We start from the raw sequence: 19,349 nt of genomic DNA, 5'->3' as shown, positions 1-19,349 counted from the left end.
TCGCTCCTTAAACTGGAATAATATAGCTCTTGTCGTTATCATGAACGGCAATACTTTCGATACCAAAAAGTCTTTTGATATTGATCGGTGTTAATACTTTTTTTGTAGTACCCATTTCTAAAAGTCCTCCATCTTTAAGCATGATGATCTCGTCACAATAACGTGAGGCAAGATTCATATCGTGAAAGACCGCAAGAACTGTTTTTTGTTCATTCTTCGTTCGTTTTTGCACCTCTTTTAAAACAAAATGTGCAAAATAAGGATCCATGTTTGATGTTGATTCATCCAGAAATAAAATAGGCGTATCTTGAATTAATGCTTTAGCGAAAGCCACGCGTTGCTTTTCTCCACCACTGAGGTTTGTAACCTCTTTATCTACCAAAAAGTTCAATTCAAAAACATCCTTAATCTGATCAATTAAGGCATACTCTTTTGCTGAAAGCCCATGCATTCTTTTTTTAAAGGGATAACGTCCCATTTCTAAGATTTCCTGAACCTTATAGGGAAAGGAAATATCAAAATTTTGAGGAACAAGTGCTATTTGTTGGGCGAACTCTTTACGAGAATAGGTATGACAAGGCACATTAAATATTTCAATCTCACCATGTGATTTTGGTACTAAACCAGCCAAACAATCCAATAGTGTTGTTTTACCACTGCCATTAGGCCCCAAAATTCCATAGAATTTTCCCACCTCAAGGCTCAAGTTGATGTTTTCTAAGATAGAAGTAGACCCACTTTTATAGCCAAGATTCTTTACATGTAAAGCACTCATCTCTTTTTCCCTCGCATCTTATTTCTAAAAACTATGGCAAAGAATGGTGCACCTAAAAGCGCTGTGAGTATCCCAATAGGGACTTCATGTGGAAGTAACGCACGAGAAACATTATCAGCCATTGAGAGAAGAATTCCGCCCCACAAAGAACAAACAATGATGAGTTTTTTGTTGTCCGTTCCCACTAAAAATCGCATCATATGAGGGATTATCAATCCCACAAAACCGATAATCCCACAAATAGATACGGTCACTGAGGACATCAATGAGGCAACAACGAGTAAAATAAGACGTACACGGTGTGTATCTACGCCCATTGAGCTAGCATTTTTCTCTCCCAATGACAAAATATTGATTTCCTCGGCATAAAAGTAAATCACCATAGAGCCAAAGGAAACAACAGCCAAAAGAATCATCACTTCCATCCATGTTTTACCTTGAAAACTACCTAATAACCAAAAGAAAATAGACGCTATTTCATCCCCTGCTAGGTATTTTGAAAAACTAAGCCCTGCGGAGAAAAAAGCTCCAATGATAACACCGGATAGAATCAACGATACAGGAATGATGCGCCCTTCAAACGTTGCCAAACGCAACACAATTCCAAGGCTGATTATCGCAAAGAAAAAAGCACTTCCTTGAATCATCACGCCACTCAATCCTAATAACAACGCTAATGCGGCACCAAATGATGCACCTGAGGAGATACCTAAAGTATAAGGGTCTGCCAAAGGGTTAAGGAGAACCCCTTGAAAGACAAGCCCACTTAAACTTAATGCAACGCCGGTTAAAATCGCTGTTAAAATACGTGGCAATCGTATATCATGCACGACAAACCACTCCGTAGAACCTATTACATTTTCTTTACTGCCTATCATGATTTTACAGACATCAAAGAAGGGGATATCGATATATCCCATTCCGGCAAATGCAATCACGCCACTAAGCGTTAATAAAATTCCACCAAGCGTCCAAACTAAAAATTTGGTGTCGGATGATAGAAAATGTGTTTTACTTGCCAAGTGCATAACCTGCTTTCTTTCGTTTCATATCTATTTCTTTATTCGTAATTGCATGTTCAATATGCTCAATAAAAATCTGTTGAATCGCTTCGTTTTCACCTAAGCCATGAAGATAAACATTGACGTTAAAACCCTCTTTTAAAAGCATACTTTTCCAAGAATCTTCTTCGTCACCGGCAATATCATTGTTTGCATGATCGCCTGCTACAAATAGAAACGGCATCAAAGTTACTGTTCTAATACCATTTTTCTTAAGTCTTGTGAGAACATTGTCATAAGAGGGAAACCCTTCCACGGTTCCAAAATAGACATTTTGAGATGCGTCTTGGAAGAAATAATCAATCATGGCATACGCAGAGGTAGAAGGATGATGTGTACCATGTCCAATAAGCACAACAGCCTCATCTGCCTTTAATTCAGAATATTGCAACTGAAGCGCCTTCATTGTCAACTCATAATCTTTAATATGCGTCAAAAGTGGATGACCTAATTTAATGACATAGAAATCATCTTTTAGGGAGGCAACTTCGCGTTTAAGATAATCCGCTTCCTCACCATTAATGATATGCGTTGCTTGAACGATAACCGTACCGTATCCATCAGCTTTTAACTTTTTAAGAGCCTCTTCGGGCGTATCGATTCGAATACCATCACGCTCACTGAGTTTTCGAATGATTTGTCTTGATGTATACGCCAATCTAACATCATAGTCTTTATAGGTATCTGCTATTTTTTTCTGCAACGTATCAATTGTAGCGACTCTTGTATCATTATATGTCGTTCCAAAATTAACAAAAAGAATCGCTTTTTTGTCTTTGTTTTGAAACAGCGTAAACCCATTAAATATAAACACTATCATCATCATAGAGATCAGCATTATAGTTTTTTTCATTTCATGCTCCTTTTTTCATCTTTGTACTCACGGCTAATTGTTGAATTTTCTCTCCTCTTCCTAGGTATTCCAGGTACACAAAGCCATCTTCATGGACGAGCTTTGTCAAAGAAGCATGTTCAACGGCAAACTTCCAGTAAGCTTTTTTATTGCCTGCAAGGTAGCGAGAAAGAATTGCCCTTATCGCGCCACCATGTGTTGAGATAAGAATATGCTTACCAGCATGGTTTGCTATGATTTCTTCAAACGCTTCATATGTGCGTTCAAAAAGCATTTTGACACTTTCACCTTTGGGTATCACAAAATCATAATCGCCACTAAAAAACTGCTCAGCTTCTTTGGGAAACTCTTCCATTAATGACGCATAGGTTCGTCCTTCAAAGACACCAAAGTCCAATTCACGTAAACGCTGATCATAGGTGACCTTAATCTTTTTTGAGCGACTAAATATTCTTGCTGACTCGGCACAACGCTCCAAATCACTAGAAATAATCACATCTAATGGCCCAAAAAAGTTATTTGCCACATGCGCAATACATTCTTTGCCTAACTCATTCATAGCAGCATCTAAATGGCCAAAATAAACTTTTTGCCTATTTAATCCTGTCTCTCCATGGCGAAGAAGGTAAATTTCTGTTTTCATAAAAGTACTCCTATAAATAACACAACTAAAGATGTTAATTCTAATACTGCTCCCATCGTGTCACCTGTGATGCCATCAATGCGCTTTTGAATATAATAAAGGCTCATAAAACCAAAACTCAAAGCACCCACAACAAGCCAAAGCGCATCTAAACCTAGGAGGATAAAGCCTATGACTAAGACACTCAAAATGGCAAAAAATACGCCTTGGATACTCGTTTCATCCACAATACTTTTTCCCATGCCTTCTTCTCTTGCATACCTTCCTAAGCCTGCATGAAGAACAGTATTTAAACGTGCCACGACAGGTATAAAAACGATATATTCCCAGCCAAGTTCACTCAGAAATAAAATTTTGGCAACCACATAGACAATAAGCGCTAACGCCCCATTGACCCCGATACAAGAGTCTTTCATAATCTCTAAGATGCGCTCTTTATCTCTGTAACTAAACAAGCCATCAAAACTGTCCGATAAACCATCAAGATGAAGCCCTCCCGTGAGTAAAATCTCAACTACAACAATGATTAAGGCAACAATTAATTTATTGTCAATCAAAGGATTGATGACCATAAACACCGCACATAAAATTAAACCGATAAGCAAACCAACGAAGGGAAAAAACTTTATAGCACGCCCAATCGCAATAGGGTCATAGGTTGTTTTACTAAATACAGGAAGGCGTGTCATAAATTGAATTAATAACAGTATCCCGTTCATTTCTGTACTGCCAGTTTTATGATGTAATGCATTTTCGCTTGGACGTATTCATAGCCCGTATCTTTATGATGAACAACATCACATTCCACACAACTTTTGATTCCATTTTTTGTATAGGTAAATTTTCCGCCACACTGCTCACCCAAAGCATACAAAGGGCAATAGCAAAAAAGACAATTAAAGGTAGTGTCCTCTTCTATCTTATGACAAGGAAAATACTCACACGCTTTATTTTGTACAAATTTATAGCTCATCTTATACCTCTGGGTAGACACGAATATCGCGTGTTAGATTACTAGCCGCTTCAACCAAAGGAAACACGAGTACCGCACCACTACCTTCACCAAGTTTCATGTTCATATGAAGCATCGGATTAAAGCAAAGTGCTTCCATTATCCACTTTGCACCAGGCTCTTCACTGATGTGAGAAGGAATCATGTAATCTCTTGCATGCGCGTTCATGCGGTATGCAAGCAAGGCAGAAACGCCTGAGATAAGGCCATCTAAAACAATAGGTACTTTATACCTAGCCGCACCCAAATAGACCCCCGTCATGGCGGCGATATCAAGACCACCCAATTTTTGGATGATGTCGATAGGGTCATTCACATCAGGCTTATTGATACGAACGGCATCCTCTACAACGGCTATTTTCAATCCTAATGTTCGCTCATCAATACCACTGCCATATCCCACAAGTTCAACTAACGGAAGATTCGTTAAGGCTTTTAAGCAGGCACTACTAGTTGTTGTATTGCCAATACCCATTTCACCCACAGCAAAAAGGTTGTAATCTTTTTCTACGAGTTCACGAACGATATCAATACCAACTTCAATAGCTTCAATGGCCTGTTCACGGCTCATTGCTGGGCCTTTTCGAATGTTATATGTCCCTGTAGGCATAATTTTATGCGTAATTGCCCCTTTGAAAACACGTGTCGAATCAATGCCAAGATCAATCACAAAAAGTTCACTGCCCAATGATTTGCACAGTGAACTAATAGACGCTTCCCCCGCAACCATCGCTTCAACGACATATTGTGTTATCACACGCTTAGAAGCACTCACGCCCTCTTCTTCAACACCATTATCTGCAGCCATCACGACGACTGCTTTTTTCTTAACGCGGTACTCTTTTTCTATTCCACTCAGTTGAATATTCATCTTTTCTAATTTACCAAGCCCATCAGGCGTCTTCAATAATGTCGCAATATATTCTTTTTGGTTTTTTTGGTTTTCTTCATTTACTCCGGTTATAGCAAGTAAAGTCTCTTCTAATAGATGCATCATTCAACTCCTATAATGTTGTAAATAGCTCTCATATCTAGATTTTCACGTAACAATAAAGCCAACTTGTCGTACTCACCTTGTTTATAAGCGTCATAGTCAAAGACTTCATCGACTTTTGTAATGCCTTTTTTCTCACGAATACGATTTAAAAATTCAGTGGTAAAGTCAGAATTATCAAACACCCCATGGATATAGGTTCCTATAACATTGTCCCGTATTGCCCCGAGTAATGCCTCAGTACCTTCAAATAAATTGGCTTCATTGCCATACGTGATGCCTTGATGGATTTCATATCCTTTGATACGGCATTTAGTCATTCCTTGAAGAAAACCTGTATTACAACTGAGTAAGCCTTCAAATTGCGTCGTTGTCTTTTCTTTTAACATCGTTGTTTCGATATCTAAAAGACCCAGTCCGGTTATTTCTTGAATGGAAGATTCAATTCCAAATTCATCTTGAATTTTTTGACCTAACATCTGAAATCCACCACAAATACCAAAGATAATCACCCCATTTTTTGCATGTTTAATCACCGCTTCGGCCATGCCTCTTTGTTGAAGATCCAGCATATCCTCGATAGTGTTTTTTGACCCTGGCAAGATAATAACATCTGGATTTTCAATCTCATGTACTTTTCGAACATAACGCACGGTTACATCACTGTGTCTCAAAAGGGCATCCATGTCGGTAAAATTTGAAATGCGCTTAGGTACAATAACGGCGATATCAATTGCCCCACGTGCTTTTTTTTCTAAATGCCTATCACCAAAACCATCTTCTTCTTCAATACCCAGTTGTATATAAGGGATAACGCCAAGAACAGGAATATTGATTTTTTCTTCAATCATACGAAGCCCTGGTTCAAGTAAGGTTACATCACCACGAAACTTATTGATAATAACCCCTTTGATACGAGCACTTTCATGTTTTTCCAAAAGTTTTATCGTTCCATATATTGAGGCAAAAACGCCTCCTTTATCAATGTCTGCAACCAAAACAGCTGGCGCATCAGCCATTTCTGCCATACCGGTATTGACCAAGTCATCTACTTTCAAATTAATCTCAGCAGGACTTCCAGCTCCTTCGATAATAGATACATCATAGTTTTCGCGTATCTTGTTATAAGCCTTCATAACCTCTATTTTCATAGCACCACGATTGGTGAAATACTCTCGAGCATCCATATTGCGTAAAGCTTTTCCATGCAAGATGACTTGTGCCTTGCGGTCTGTTGAAGGTTTCAGCAATATAGGATTCATCATCACATCAGGCTCCAGCCCTGCGGCTTCTGCTTGCACCACTTGGGCACGTCCCATCTCTTTTCCATCTTTGGTGATATAAGAATTTAAGGCCATATTTTGAGATTTAAAAGGGCAAACTCGCACACCATCTTGCTTAAGAATACGGCATAATCCTGCCACAATAACGCTCTTACCAACATCCGAACCTGTACCGTAAACCATTAAATTTTTATGTTTCATTAGTGTCTCTATTTTAATTTCATCGGTAATCCTGCGACTACCAAGTATGCTTCATCACTTGCACGTGCTACGTGCTGATTCATTCGTCCTGCAATATCTCTAAAGCGACGTCCTAAGGGATATTCAGGAATGAGTCCCATACCTACTTCATTGGACACGATAATCATTTCACCAGCAAACTCATGCCCAAACAGCACCAATGCATTCACTTCTTCTAATATCTCTTGTTCAATTTCATAAACTGCTTCATCACTGAGCGTTTCCCAATCCACATCGCGGTTCATAATCATCATATTGCTGACCAAATTTGTTAAACAATCTACCAAGACAACCTGTGCATCTTTTGCCTTTACATGTAAAGCTTTTGCGATACCTTCGTATTGTTCAATAGTAACCCAATCACTTCCACGCTGCTCTAAATGTTTTTTAACGCGGTATTTCATTTCGTCATCAAAAGCAATGGCGGTTGCTACGTAGCATTTATTTTTATAGCGTTTAGCCCTATCTTCTGCAAACAGACTTTTCCCGCTACGTCCACCACCGGTGATAAATGTAATCACTTACTATCCTTTAGTATGCTTTTGAGCGCCATAACGATGCAGTTATTCTCTTCACGCGTTCTTCCTGCAATACGAATACATTCGCCCTCAACACCAATTTTATCTGCCATGGTGCGAACATAAATTCCATACTCAACAAGGAGTGCACTAATCACAAAACTTGCTTTTATTCTAGACGGAAGTTTGAGCATCACAAAGTTAGCCATCGAAGGATAGACATACACATTTTCTATCCCTAAAAGCGCTTCTTTAAATCTGCACATCTCTTTGATATACTGCTTTCTAGCTTCTTCATAGCGCTTTAAAAAATCTTCCCTTACAAAAAGTCGAAGACAATACTCACCAATACCATTGATATTCCATAAAAATCCATGCTCTAAAAGTGCATCAATCTTACGTGAATCCATCAAGGCATACCCAAGGCGAACCCCTGCTATGCCAAAATCTTTAGAGAGACTTTTAACAATGATGACATTAGGATACATATCAAATAAAACAGTTGAGCTAAGACATGTCAATGCCTCGTCTTCATAGGCAAAATGAATAAAACTTTCATCAATAATAATGCGCGGCACAAAGGCTAAGCGTTTCAATAAAATGTGCATCTTTTCTAAAGAAAGATAGGCACCATTTGGATTATTTGGATTAATCAACACAACGGTATCGGGTTGTTCATTTTCAATAAATTGGCAGTATTTATCCGCATCAAAGCTATAATCATCACGTTCATTCAATGGAAAATAAACAACTTCACACCCTTTGCCCACAAACTCATAATACGATGAAAAAGTAGGAATCATTAAGGCAACTTTTTGAACCTCTTCTTGTTGTAGAAGCATCTGAATAATTTCAGTGGCACCATTCCCGATAAATATATTTTCAGGCTTTACATGTAAAGACTCCGCCATAACTTTTTGCAAAGAACGTTGCTGTGATGGGTAGTGTGTCAGTACCTTTTTATAGGCATTGGTTTGAATTAATTCACGGTCAATATAATCAAGTACTAGCTCAGAAGCATAAGGATTTGACAAATAGCATGCATCGATCTTGATTTCCAATGTTGGGAACATTTTTTTCAAGTCTTCCATACTTGGACTATGACTTCCCGCATTCTGTTTTAACGCATGAAACGCTTTCGTAAATTGAGTGTTACGTGCATTCATTGTATCAACCATAGAAATGTAATCATTGCTGCCATACTTCCCAATACAATATAGTCAATCTTTGAATGCAGCGTGAGTACATTACATACGTCTTGCTGTGTTAAGGGAAGGGAACCATCCCCAAGATAAGGCTTATTTTTGATTGCACCAAAATAGCGTGTAGGACCACCAAGTTTTAAATGAAATGCCAATCCAGCTGCTGCAATGGGCCAGCCTGAATTAGGACTTTCATGCCCTGAAGCATACTTTTTTAACGTATTAAAGCTGTACGATCCTTTAGCAGCTAAATAAATAAGTAATGCACTAATACGAGCAGGAATCCATCCTACAATATCATCCAACCTTGCTCCTGCAGTTCCAAAATGAGAGTAACGTTCATTTTTATAACCCACCATGGAGTCTAATGTGCTAATCGCTTTAAAAATAATAAGCCCCTTTAGTCCAAAAAGAAGAAGATAAAATAAAGGTGCTATAACCCCATCATTAATATTTTCAGTATACGTTTCTATACATGCCTTGTAGATTTCGTGGTCATCCATATCTTCAGTGTCACGACTGACTAAATACTTTATTTTTTCTTTTGGAACAGAAGAATTGATGACGTCCAAAACAGAATGATAGAGCATATGATGCGCCAAAAACATCGAAGCAATCACGATTGAAATAAATATTGAAATACCATGTGGAAGAGAAGATAAAAGAGTTTCTAACAGCCAAATAGCTACGTATGTAAGTCCTAATGTACTCACAGCAAGCACTAAGCCTCGTTGAAAAGTATTTTTATAAAATTTTTTTTCAAACCAACTTATATAACGCCCAATAAAAATGACTGGATGCGTTATAACTGTAAATTCACCAACAAATTTATCGACGATATACGCAAAAAAAGCTATTAATGCGGTATTCATTCTTTATCCTTTTTTCTTGAGTTTAATCAAAGAGATAACCTCTTTAGTTAAACAATTTAAGACATTGTATTAATGCAACGTGAGATAGAGCGCTTGTGATATTAAAAGTATCTTCAATAACACACATAATCATCTCTTCTCAAAAAGGAAAGAACCGATATAGTTTCAATATTATTCACTTTAACCTCTTCAGAAAAAAATATTGTTCTAACGGCACAAGTGAGAATAGCCGCCAAACTTATATACTTTTTCTTGTAACCATTGGTTACGCCCATTTTATAATCCCTTTTGTAAAGTTAATTAAGCTGTTTTATTCATTGTTTCAATGGATGTATTCAGTACATTCACATCTTTTACTTCTTTAAATTTTGTTTTTTTTATGCTCGTATAAAGCAACAATGTCTATGGCATGTTGCGGACAATATTCTGCACATAGCATACATTTGATACAAATACTCATATCAGGAAGCCCTCTACGATGTCCAATATTAACAGGACATACTTGTTCACATAACTTACAGTTGACACATGCTTCTGTTGTTGAAGGAACGATTGTCTTGTTATACGTTGACATAAGCCCTTTCAATGAACCGACAGGGCAAACTTGTGACCAACCTCTTACAAATAAAAACATAGATACGATAGGAATTATTAACAATAAAGTGTCATAACGTAGTGCAATGTGAAAATGCGTAATTGTAGAATGATTGACTGTTTCAATAAGAGCCCGTGAAATGATTCCTAATGGACAAATTGTGCAAGGTAGTGGATACTGAAATACAAATATTCCTATTAATGTACCTATCATCATGACAAAGATATCATCCATACCAGGTTGCGGTACATACTTTTGCACTTTATTTTTTACTTTAGTGTATTTTTTATAGGTCTCATTAGATGTCATTTTACGTATAATTCCGCCCATATAAGACGTAGGACAACCCCAAGAACAAAACGATCTTCCCGCTAAAAAAAGAAGAACTGAAATTGTTAAAAAAGGTACGATAAGTTTTGTATTAATAGTGTGTGTTGCTAGAGAGAGCTCTATAAAACCAACTGGACAAATAAGCCTAAAATAACCAATACTTACATAACATGTTCCGGCAACAGTTATGATGCCAAATGCACCTAGTATAATGCTTAGCATAGAAAAGTTATGTACACTTTTTCTAATGATTTGTAATTTTTTTACATTAATAACTTTATTAATTTGATTCATTTTTTGCTACCTTTTTTACGTCTGCTATAGGAATCATATCAATGCACCGTGGAGGACAATAATGAGCACACAATCCACACCCAATGCATTTATCTTTAACAATATAAGGCTTTAACGGGGAATCTTTGAGTTTTATTTTTGTAGGTATATCACGTTCTTTAGTATAAGGTTTATCAGGAACTTCTGGATTTGGAAAGAGTACTACTCCCTCAATGGGGCAATGTAAAAAACAAACCATACAATTCACACACTCTTCTTCTTTTATAATGGCAAGACCAAGCTTTTCTTCTTTTAAATCTTTAACTACACTCAAAACATCTGTTGGACAAGCTTTAACACATAAAAGACACTCTTTTCCCCAAGCAATACAGCCACCATTTTTGATATCAATTATAGGTGTGCCGATATTTTTAACATCCCAACAAAGATCAATAAGTGTCACCGCTTTAGTGGGGCATGCTGAAACACAAGCACCACATTTAATACATGCTTTATAAAAAGTATCGTCTTTAATGGCGCCTGGAGGTCGTAAGTAGTGATGTTCTCCTGACATTAACGGAACAGCTCCAACAAGACCGAACATCGCTCCTGCTTCTGCGCTGTAAATTAAAAATTTTCTTCGATTAAAATTCATCTTTTTCTCTCTTAAAGATTGTCCTAGCACTAAGACTCTCTTATCATTACTTATTTTTATTGCTATGTAATGATAAGAAAAAAAAATAGATAAGTTGTGCGGAGAAAATAGATGAATAAAAAATTTTACCTTTTTTTTTTAATACAACATAAAGTTTTATCTCTTTGTAGTCATAAAATCAAATAAGATAGAAGAAGGACTTTTATCATAAAGTCCTTCATTATGTGTAGATATTCAGAGAAGTTTTAACCCAGTTCTGAGGAAATTTTGTTTACTCTTCTAATGTTTTTGCAATATTTTCCATCTGCTTTATTTTTTCTATGTTTAATGGTTTATTAATACCTACACCATAAAGTAAAACCATTATTATGCTCAATACTCCTGTAAAAAGTGCCATCTTTTTTTATATTCAAGTATTTTTTTTACTGAACCGAAGTTAAGATACAGGTGTAGACTACCGGATAAAACCATCAAGACTCCAAAAATCTTATGAACAGGATGCATCTGAAACTGAAACTCAAAACTATTCAGTATAATCATCAAAATACCAGAGCTCCCAACTGCCAGCAATGAAACCAATAACGTCAACGATACTACTTGTCTAAACATGTCGTTCCTTTATTTTTGTATTAATACAATCAACATTCAACACTAAAACTCCATAGTACATAAAACTTGTAGTAACTTTGTGTGCAATAAAGAGAGAACCTTGAATTTTATGAATATTTATAGGTAACTTATAGGTGAAATATAGGGTAACTATTAAATAGATAATTTTTACTCTTTTAAGTTAATTTTTAACAAAATATCTGATAGAATCATAGTTATAAACTATAGGATAGGTTCACACATGTTTAAAAACTATAAAGTACTTTATGCAGAAGATGATGCAGGAATTCGTAAAAATATTGGAGAAATTCTTTCTCTTCTTTTTGATGATGTACTTCTAGCACAAGATGGGGAAAAGGCATATGAATTGTATCAAAATGAGTCTCCAGATATCATGGTACTCGATATTGAGATGCCCTATCTTAATGGCTTAGAAGTGGCCGAAAAAATCAGAAAAAGCAATAAAAATATCCCGATTGTCATGGCTACAGCTCATACAGACACGGCATATTTTTTAAAAGCAGTTGAATTAAATCTAACCTCTTATATTTTAAAACCAATAGAAACTTCTGATTTGAAAAAAGCACTTAAAAAATGTGAAGAGCAATTAAGTTATTCTAAAAATAGCGAAATTCACATCAATCAGAGCGCATATTATAATGTAGGTGAACGAACACTGTATATCAATAATAGTGAAGTCAGATTAACGAATATTGAAATGCAATTTCTTGAATATATGTTGAAAAATCCTAATAGAGTTATCAACTATAGTGAATTTGAGTATAATATTTGGGAAGAAGGGATGAGTGGTCCAGCTATTCGAACCCTTGTCAAAGATCTAAGAAAGCACCTAACCAAAGAGAGCATTCAAAATATTCCAAAAGTTGGATACAAGCTGGTTCTTCAAAAATGAAGTTCTTCTTTCTTTTTTTTTCTTTTGACACTCTCTTTATTTAGTGGCGTAATTACTTTAAATGAAGAGAAACTCTTATTACATCGAAATACGTATCTTTTAAATGAAAATATCTTTATAGAAGATGCTCTCAAGCATAGCGATTTCATCAAAAACAATAACCTTTCCGTTTTTTTAAGAAAGCAATTTACAAAGAACTATTGGTTAAAAATACCTCTCAAAAACACACTCAATAAAGAGCTAGATAAAACACTTCTTTTTTACTGGAAGAATATCAACCTCCAAGTTTACTATAGCAAAGACAATAAAATCATCGAAACTAAGTCTGTAAGTGATGGCATAAACAATGGTATTTCTTACTACTCTTTCATTATAGGACCTAATGAAGAAAGTACCATCTATATCAAAGTCAATGATCACCCATTAGTGGATGATTTTTCTGCTGCTTATATCATCAATACTGAACAACTTATATCAGAAATTAGTAACTATGAGAGCGTTTATAAACATGGTCTTTTATTTGGTATTTTACTTACCATTCTTTTTGCAAGTTTATTTATGTACTTTATGACATCCTTAAAAAGCTACTTTTATTATGTCTTGTTTGTAATGTCCATTATCTTCATTACCTCAAACTTACACTGGAGCTTTTACTCAGCACTGAGTCCATACCTTGAAAAGTCAATACTCTATAACATTATGAAAGTGGCTAATCCTTTTAGTATTTTGATGACACTTACCCTTTTCACCAAAGAGTTTTTTGATCTCAAATATAAGCATGCCACGATTAATAGCATTTTAAATTTTTACATGCTCTCTTGTATACTAATGGTAATTATACAGTTCATCTTTTCAAATGGATCTTTGATTATTTTTTATCCAGGTATATTATTACCAGGTTTTATTTTAATTGGTCTCATTATGTTAAAACAAGACAAACTGCAAGCTTCCCTTTATTCTATCGCGATGATTTTATTAATCTACCCTCTATTTATGGAGTCCTTTATTAGAATATTCAATTTTGATGGTGTACAAAATATGAACAATTACCTTCAAGTCACCAGCACACTATGCTCTTTATGCCTAAGCATTGTAACCTATATAAAGCTACTCTCGATCTTAGAAGAAAAAAGGCAATTTGAAAAAGAGATACTTGCACGCTCACGCTTTAGTGCGATGGGAGAAATGATTGCCAATATTGCCCATCAATGGAGGCAACCACTGAGTCATCTTTCCTCTATCGTTGTCAATATAGACATGCACAGCCAGCTTGATAAACTCTCACCAAAAACCTTACAAGACAAACTCAATGAGATGCATTTGCAGATTCGTCATATGACCAATACCATAGAAGATTTCATGAACTTTTTTTCTCAGAAAAAGCAAAAATCTACTTTTTCATGTAAAGAAATCATTGATGATTCACTCTCTTTTATGCGCACATCCTTTGAAAGCAATCATATTCAAATTTACACACAGTGCGATGCAATGTTTGAAATCAATACATATAAAAATGAACTTATACAAGTCATTATCACCATCTTAACGAATGCAAAAGATGCACTCAAAGATAATCCTGAAGAAGATCGAAAGATTTATTTTAAAACAAGTAAAAATGAGATATCCATTAGCGATAATGCAGGGGGAATTGATAGCAAAATTATTCATCGAATTTTTGAGCCTTATTTTTCAACAAAACTTGAAAAGAATGGAACAGGACTTGGACTCTACACAGCAAAAATCATTATGGAAAATAATATAAAAGGGAGTATTCAAGTTGCAAACAATAAAAGAGGAGCCGAGTTTATCTTAAAACTTCCATAGTCTCTTGTTTTTTAAAATAGTACTATCGCCATTACTCCCAAAAATATCGCTTTAACAGAAATACAAAACAAAAAAGGTACATTACTTCCAAAAAATGGTAGACTTTGTACCTTTTATTTAATAATCAATTCAAAGATTAACGCTCAAGTTTATCCCATAAAATATAGTTTGGCTTAAACTTCATTGCAAGAAAAACACCGATGATCGAAAAAATCAATCCAGCAACCATTAATATACTACCAGCTTGTGGCTCATCTTCTCCATAACTTCCCATTGAAATTTGGAAAGTAACCAAAATCAATGCCAAATAAAGTAAACTCAAACCAATTGCTTTATAATTTAAAATATTTAATAATTTCATGATTTTTTTACCCTATCCTTTCCTGTTGTCTCCGTATCTTTAAAGTGAGATGTATCTAAACCATAGGTATTGATTTTACCTTTCCATACTTCTTCTACATTTCGTGTTTTACCATAACCCAGTGCATCATCCATACCTAGCATTACAGGATCAAGGAATCTTGTTTTATCAATCAACCATTCAACGCCATCATGAATCCAAATATTGCCTTTTGTAAAGGGGCAAACAGCTACACATATGCCACAGTCTCCGCCCGATTCAACCCAATACTGTAAACATTTTTTATGGTCATTGTGCCATTGGTAGCGGCCATTTGCATTATGAATATCTCGTGCTTCATAGGATTGTGGCCCTTCTGAGATTGCCTTGGAAGGACAGTCTCTTGCACATTTTTTACATGTTTCACAAAACTCTGTAACACCAAAATCAATTGGTTTATCGGGAATAAGAGGCATATTGGTAAAGATCTTAGAAAGACGAACCATTGGTCCATACTCAGGGGTGATGATAGTTCCCATACGACTAGCTTGTCCTAAACCTGCTTCAACAGCAAAGGCAACTGATTGTCCAACACCATTACAGCTTGGTATTGCATAGTAGCCTTGGTTACGAATAAACTGACAAATCCACATATCATGCGCCACCATACGAGAGTAACAAAGTGCCGCAGCTGCATGTGCCATAGAAGTAGCCAAACACTGCATCATATCACGGTTCATCGCAAAAGCAGAAACGATAACATTGGCAAAGCTATTTGGAATAATGTATTCATCTTCTGTTTCCGTTGGTTTTTCAATATCTTTAAAGTTAATTGGCTTTGTGATAAAGTTATTATCATCCTCAGGCTTATCTGATACTGTAGTAAAAGCCTCTTTAAAGATCCAATTTCGGTTCAATCTTGCAATACCCACTAAGTCAGCCCCTGCTAATCTTGTAACGTATTTAATCTGATTTGTTAATATGGCAGGATCTTTTTCATCTGGTGCTTTGTTATAGATATGTGGCCAATCCTTTGCTGCTTTAAAATTATCCCATAAATGCATCTTTCTATTTGGCTTTCCATATCCTAGCATTTCATTCAGTGTCCACGCAGCTGATTCCCATGCTCTAGCAGATCTTGCCTCAGCAACACTTGGAGCTTTAACGCCAGGTGCATGTTGTGCTGTATTAATCAAATTTTGCTTTTGGTCCATCATAGAAAACACCCAAAACTTAGTTTCTCCTTTGAAGTTTGGAATCATCACTGAAGAGGGATGATAAAATGCCACATGCCCCTCATTAAATCTTTCATACTTTTCATTGATTTTGATAGGAGATACCCCATCTGGCATCGCGAATTGATGACGAATCTCTTGCGATGCTTTTTCTTTTGCATGAGCATCTGTGCCCCCAAATGGTGCAATAGTAACCGCAACACCAACGCCAGCAACTATCTTTCCAAAATCTCTACGTGAAAGTTCAGGTTTTTTCTTTTCCATATTTACTCCTTAAAAAATCATCTACCATACAATCATGATAATGATTTTAAACCTTCTTGTAACCTTTAATTAAATGATCCCAAGTACAACCATTTAACATCTGACTTATTATGAAAATTGTATTTAAAACTTATGCAACCGTTGTATAACTAAAATAGAAGGAAAATATTTTTTATCTACAAGTTCTATATTTCTTTTTTATAATACGTACATTATTCATAAAATTTCAGGGATTTAACATGCTCGCTTCTTATACAATACTCTATGCAGATGATGAAGAACAAACTCGTGAAAACATAGGAGAAATACTTTCTCTTTTTTGCAAAAAAGTATATTTAGCCAAAGATGGGAAAGAAGCTCTTCAAATCTTTCAAAACAATACTATTGATATTGCTATTTTTGACATCGAAATGCCCTACTTTAATGGACTTGAAGTGTGTGAACAAATTCGTGAATTTAACCAAAAAATACCTCTTGTCATTGCTACTGCTTATACAGACACTGAGTATTTTTTAAAAGCCGTTGAACTTAATCTAGCAGCTTATATCCTAAAACCTGTCACCGCGATTGATCTCAAAAATGCTCTTAAAAAATGTGTTGCTAATCTTAAAAACAATAAAAATGAAAAAATTTATTTTTCTGATATAGTTTATTATGACACTATTAAACGTGCTCTTTTTGTCAATGAGAAAGATGTAATTTTGAGAAGAAGTGAAATCACTTTTTTAGAATATTTACTAAAACGTGTTAATGAAATTGTTAGTTATCAAGAGTTTGAAAATAATATCTGGGAAGAAGGTATGAGTAGTGCCGCTATTCGTTCGTTAGTACGAGATATCCGAAAACATTTGCCTCCAGAGACTATTATTAATGTAGCAAGACTTGGTTATAAATTGAAACTCTATAAATGAAACTACTACGCTCTTTTTTGATTGTTTATTTATTAATACTTTCTCCTGCTTGTGCTTTGCCTTATATTAATTTAGAAAATCCATCAACGTATCTCCTTAAAAAAGATATATCTATTGATGAAGCTATTAATAATCCTAGTTTTTCGAAAGTAAATCTACAATACTCTGATATGCGAAATTTAGATAACAGAAATTTTTGGATAAAAATACCTATGTCCAATAATAATGTTCAACAACTTGAAAAAAGCATTATCTTCTTTTGGTACAACGCCAAATTGGATCTTTATTATGTTAAACATAATCAAATACTAAAACATTCTTCACTTTATGACCAAGATCGCACTGGGTTTGTATTTGATAATTTTATCATTAGCCCCAATGAAACTTTAACCCTATATGTAAAATCTAATGAAAAAAAAGGGTATGATGTCTTTAAATCCATAAAAATAGTTAATCAAGAAAAAACCTTTAGTGTTATTTCAACAGATAAGTCTTATTTTGACAATGGATTCTTTTTCGGAATTTTAATTAGTATATTTTTCTTTAACTTAATCGTATTTTTTTCTATCAAAGAAAAAAGTTTGGGATACTATTGCTTGGTACTTTTACCCCCAACACTCTACTGTTCTCCTGATATTGTCGTCTTATTAGAGTGGTTAAACTTTTCCAATAAAAATATCATTGTCCTTTTTAATATCTTCTTCCCTGCCCTTCACATTATCACTTTTCTACTCTTTACTAAATACTTTTTTGAAACAGAAAATAATTATCTTTGGGTTGATAAATTTATCAATATAAGCCTTCTCTTCTCTTTAATATTAAATATCTACAATTTTATCTTTGACCACTACAGCTACATTATAGCAGCATTAATTCTACCCTTTTTTTTCATGGTTGGTATTGTCAACCTCAAAAAAGATTTCACAGTCTCCGTTTTATACATCATCAGCTCAGCCTTTATCTACTACCCATTTATCTTCTATTTTTCTTCATTTGATATCAAATTCTTTGATACCTACTTAAACAAGGGCACCTACATCAACAATATGCAGGTCACCAATACTATTGCTGCAATTTTACTGTGCTTTTCTATTTATATCAGGTTGAGTAAACTCTTTTATGAAAAACTCTCTTTTCAAAAAGAGCTTTTAGCCAAATCACGCCTTGCTGCAATGGGCGAGATGATTGCAAGTATCGCTCACCAATGGCGACAACCTCTTAACAATGTCTCAACAACTTTGGCCAACATTGAAATGACCAGTGAACTTCAAATGCTTTCACATGAAAAATTGAAAACAAAGGTCCATGAAGCCAATACACAGATAAAATACATGTCAAATACTATCAATGATTTTTTAAATTTCTTTTCTACAAAAAAAGAGGAGCGTGTTTTTCTCCTTAAAAGCGCCGTTGAGAGTGCCATGGTATTACTCCGAACACCTTTTAAACAAGAACAAATTTCTTTACATGTAAAGAGCGATGAAAGTACTATCATTGGATGTAAAAATGAACTCATTCAAGTCTTAACCATTCTCATGAGCAACGCCAAAGATGCCTTGAAAACCAAAGAAGACAAACAGATATGGATTACTATCAAAAACAAAGAAATATTCATAGAAGATAATGCAGAAGGAATTGATCTTGAGATCATTGAGAAGATATTTGACCCATACTTTAGCACTAAAAAAGAAAAAAATGGCACTGGTTTGGGGCTTTATATGGCAAAAATTATCATAGAAAAAAACATCGGTGGTTCTTTACATGTAAAGAATTCTAAAAAAGGCGCAAAATTTATCATTGATCTTAGCCATGTTAATTAATATGCTATATTTGTATGAAAATACTTCTAGACATTAGGAATGCGCAGTATGAGATAATAGGTTTTTTCGTCTAATTAACTTATATTTTACCTATAAACGTCCTATACTTTTTTGCCATAATTAAAAT

20 protein-coding genes are annotated in these 19,349 nt (G+C 35.1%); 4 read left to right on the top strand and 16 right to left on the bottom strand.

The window, feature by feature from the left end; translation table 11 throughout:
* Positions 1 to 7 precede the first annotated feature (7 nt).
* The 14 genes from Sdiek1_RS07875 to Sdiek1_RS15585 form a co-directional block, all read right to left on the bottom strand.
* On the bottom strand, positions 8 to 775 hold the full coding sequence (locus tag Sdiek1_RS07875; protein WP_025344687.1) for an ABC transporter ATP-binding protein: 768 nt from the start codon (positions 773 to 775) through the stop codon (positions 8 to 10).
* On the bottom strand, positions 772 to 1,797 hold the full coding sequence (locus tag Sdiek1_RS07870; RefSeq protein ID WP_202819543.1) for a FecCD family ABC transporter permease: 1,026 nt from the start codon (positions 1,795 to 1,797) through the stop codon (positions 772 to 774). Before Sdiek1_RS07870 ends, Sdiek1_RS07875 begins: the two co-directional genes overlap by 4 nt.
* On the bottom strand, positions 1,787 to 2,689 hold the full coding sequence (locus Sdiek1_RS07865; RefSeq protein ID WP_025344685.1) for a sirohydrochlorin cobaltochelatase: 903 nt from the start codon (positions 2,687 to 2,689) through the stop codon (positions 1,787 to 1,789). Before Sdiek1_RS07865 ends, Sdiek1_RS07870 begins: the two co-directional genes overlap by 11 nt.
* Before the next feature lies 1 nt (position 2,690).
* The gene (locus tag Sdiek1_RS07860) at positions 2,691 to 3,332 is read right to left on the bottom strand and encodes a histidine phosphatase family protein (RefSeq protein WP_025344684.1); all 642 of its coding nucleotides are present in this window, start codon (positions 3,330 to 3,332) and stop codon (positions 2,691 to 2,693) included.
* Entirely contained in the window at positions 3,329 to 4,051 is a 723-nt protein-coding gene (cobS, locus tag Sdiek1_RS07855) for an adenosylcobinamide-GDP ribazoletransferase (RefSeq protein WP_025344683.1), read from the bottom strand. The genes Sdiek1_RS07860 and cobS overlap by 4 nt, the downstream gene beginning before the upstream one ends.
* Positions 4,048 to 4,305 (bottom strand): cysteine-rich small domain-containing protein, encoded by a 258-nt coding sequence (locus tag Sdiek1_RS07850; protein WP_025344682.1) that lies wholly within the window; start codon positions 4,303 to 4,305, stop codon positions 4,048 to 4,050. The genes cobS and Sdiek1_RS07850 overlap by 4 nt, the downstream gene beginning before the upstream one ends.
* 1 nt (position 4,306) lies before the next feature.
* Positions 4,307 to 5,341, bottom strand: a complete 1,035-nt coding sequence (gene cobT / locus Sdiek1_RS07845) for a nicotinate-nucleotide--dimethylbenzimidazole phosphoribosyltransferase (RefSeq protein ID WP_167748976.1) — start codon at positions 5,339 to 5,341, stop codon at positions 4,307 to 4,309.
* Complete coding sequence (locus Sdiek1_RS07840) at positions 5,338 to 6,822, bottom strand: cobyric acid synthase (protein WP_025344680.1); 1,485 nt, start codon at positions 6,820 to 6,822, stop codon at positions 5,338 to 5,340. The genes cobT and Sdiek1_RS07840 overlap by 4 nt, the downstream gene beginning before the upstream one ends.
* A gap of 8 nt (positions 6,823 to 6,830) precedes the next feature.
* The gene (cobU, locus tag Sdiek1_RS07835) at positions 6,831 to 7,382 is read right to left on the bottom strand and encodes a bifunctional adenosylcobinamide kinase/adenosylcobinamide-phosphate guanylyltransferase (RefSeq protein ID WP_038533193.1); all 552 of its coding nucleotides are present in this window, start codon (positions 7,380 to 7,382) and stop codon (positions 6,831 to 6,833) included.
* Positions 7,379 to 8,557 carry a norcobamide biosynthesis serine-O-phosphate decarboxylase gene (locus Sdiek1_RS07830; RefSeq protein WP_025344678.1) on the bottom strand — a complete coding sequence of 393 codons (1,179 nt, stop codon included), beginning with the start codon at positions 8,555 to 8,557 and terminating at the stop codon, positions 7,379 to 7,381. The genes cobU and Sdiek1_RS07830 overlap by 4 nt, the downstream gene beginning before the upstream one ends.
* Positions 8,542 to 9,453, bottom strand: coding sequence for an adenosylcobinamide-phosphate synthase CbiB (gene cbiB, locus Sdiek1_RS07825; RefSeq protein WP_025344677.1), 912 nt, complete (start codon positions 9,451 to 9,453; stop codon positions 8,542 to 8,544). Before cbiB ends, Sdiek1_RS07830 begins: the two co-directional genes overlap by 16 nt.
* Before the next feature lie 361 nt (positions 9,454 to 9,814).
* Positions 9,815 to 10,672 (bottom strand): 4Fe-4S binding protein, encoded by an 858-nt coding sequence (locus Sdiek1_RS07820; protein ID WP_087438651.1) that lies wholly within the window; start codon positions 10,670 to 10,672, stop codon positions 9,815 to 9,817.
* Positions 10,659 to 11,306: a 4Fe-4S dicluster domain-containing protein gene (locus Sdiek1_RS07815; protein ID WP_025344675.1), complete on the bottom strand. Its 648-nt coding sequence runs from the start codon at positions 11,304 to 11,306 to the stop codon at positions 10,659 to 10,661. The genes Sdiek1_RS07820 and Sdiek1_RS07815 overlap by 14 nt, the downstream gene beginning before the upstream one ends.
* 372 nt (positions 11,307 to 11,678) lie before the next feature.
* Complete coding sequence (locus Sdiek1_RS15585; RefSeq protein WP_439951343.1) at positions 11,679 to 11,846, bottom strand: hypothetical protein; 168 nt, start codon at positions 11,844 to 11,846, stop codon at positions 11,679 to 11,681.
* Positions 11,847 to 12,156: 310 nt separating this feature from the next.
* On the opposite strand from Sdiek1_RS15585, the gene Sdiek1_RS07805 reads away from it, so the two are divergent.
* Both Sdiek1_RS07805 and Sdiek1_RS07800 read left to right on the top strand, forming a co-directional pair.
* The gene (locus Sdiek1_RS07805; protein ID WP_087438649.1) at positions 12,157 to 12,828 is read left to right on the top strand and encodes a response regulator transcription factor; all 672 of its coding nucleotides are present in this window, start codon (positions 12,157 to 12,159) and stop codon (positions 12,826 to 12,828) included.
* A 24-nt stretch (positions 12,829 to 12,852) separates the two neighbouring features.
* Positions 12,853 to 14,652, top strand: coding sequence for a sensor histidine kinase (locus tag Sdiek1_RS07800; RefSeq protein ID WP_087438648.1), 1,800 nt, complete (start codon positions 12,853 to 12,855; stop codon positions 14,650 to 14,652).
* Positions 14,653 to 14,788: 136 nt separating this feature from the next.
* On the opposite strand, the gene Sdiek1_RS07795 is transcribed toward Sdiek1_RS07800, so the two are convergent.
* Both Sdiek1_RS07795 and Sdiek1_RS07790 read right to left on the bottom strand, forming a co-directional pair.
* Positions 14,789 to 15,013: a hypothetical protein gene (locus Sdiek1_RS07795; RefSeq protein WP_025344671.1), complete on the bottom strand. Its 225-nt coding sequence runs from the start codon at positions 15,011 to 15,013 to the stop codon at positions 14,789 to 14,791.
* Positions 15,010 to 16,491, bottom strand: coding sequence for a reductive dehalogenase (locus Sdiek1_RS07790; RefSeq protein ID WP_025344670.1), 1,482 nt, complete (start codon positions 16,489 to 16,491; stop codon positions 15,010 to 15,012). Before Sdiek1_RS07790 ends, Sdiek1_RS07795 begins: the two co-directional genes overlap by 4 nt.
* A gap of 239 nt (positions 16,492 to 16,730) precedes the next feature.
* Between Sdiek1_RS07790 and Sdiek1_RS07785 the strand changes: the two genes are divergently transcribed.
* Both Sdiek1_RS07785 and Sdiek1_RS07780 read left to right on the top strand, forming a co-directional pair.
* Positions 16,731 to 17,402 (top strand): response regulator transcription factor, encoded by a 672-nt coding sequence (locus Sdiek1_RS07785; RefSeq protein ID WP_025344669.1) that lies wholly within the window; start codon positions 16,731 to 16,733, stop codon positions 17,400 to 17,402.
* 212 nt (positions 17,403 to 17,614) lie between these two features.
* Positions 17,615 to 19,222, top strand: a complete 1,608-nt coding sequence (locus Sdiek1_RS07780; RefSeq protein ID WP_069478035.1) for a sensor histidine kinase — start codon at positions 17,615 to 17,617, stop codon at positions 19,220 to 19,222.
* Positions 19,223 to 19,349 lie beyond the last annotated feature (127 nt).

The sequence above is a fragment of the Sulfurospirillum diekertiae genome, assembly GCF_002162315.1.
Classification (GTDB): domain Bacteria; phylum Campylobacterota; class Campylobacteria; order Campylobacterales; family Sulfurospirillaceae; genus Sulfurospirillum.
The sequence above is the reverse complement of the archived record's forward strand: the minus strand, read 5'-3'. Positions and strand labels throughout refer to the sequence as shown.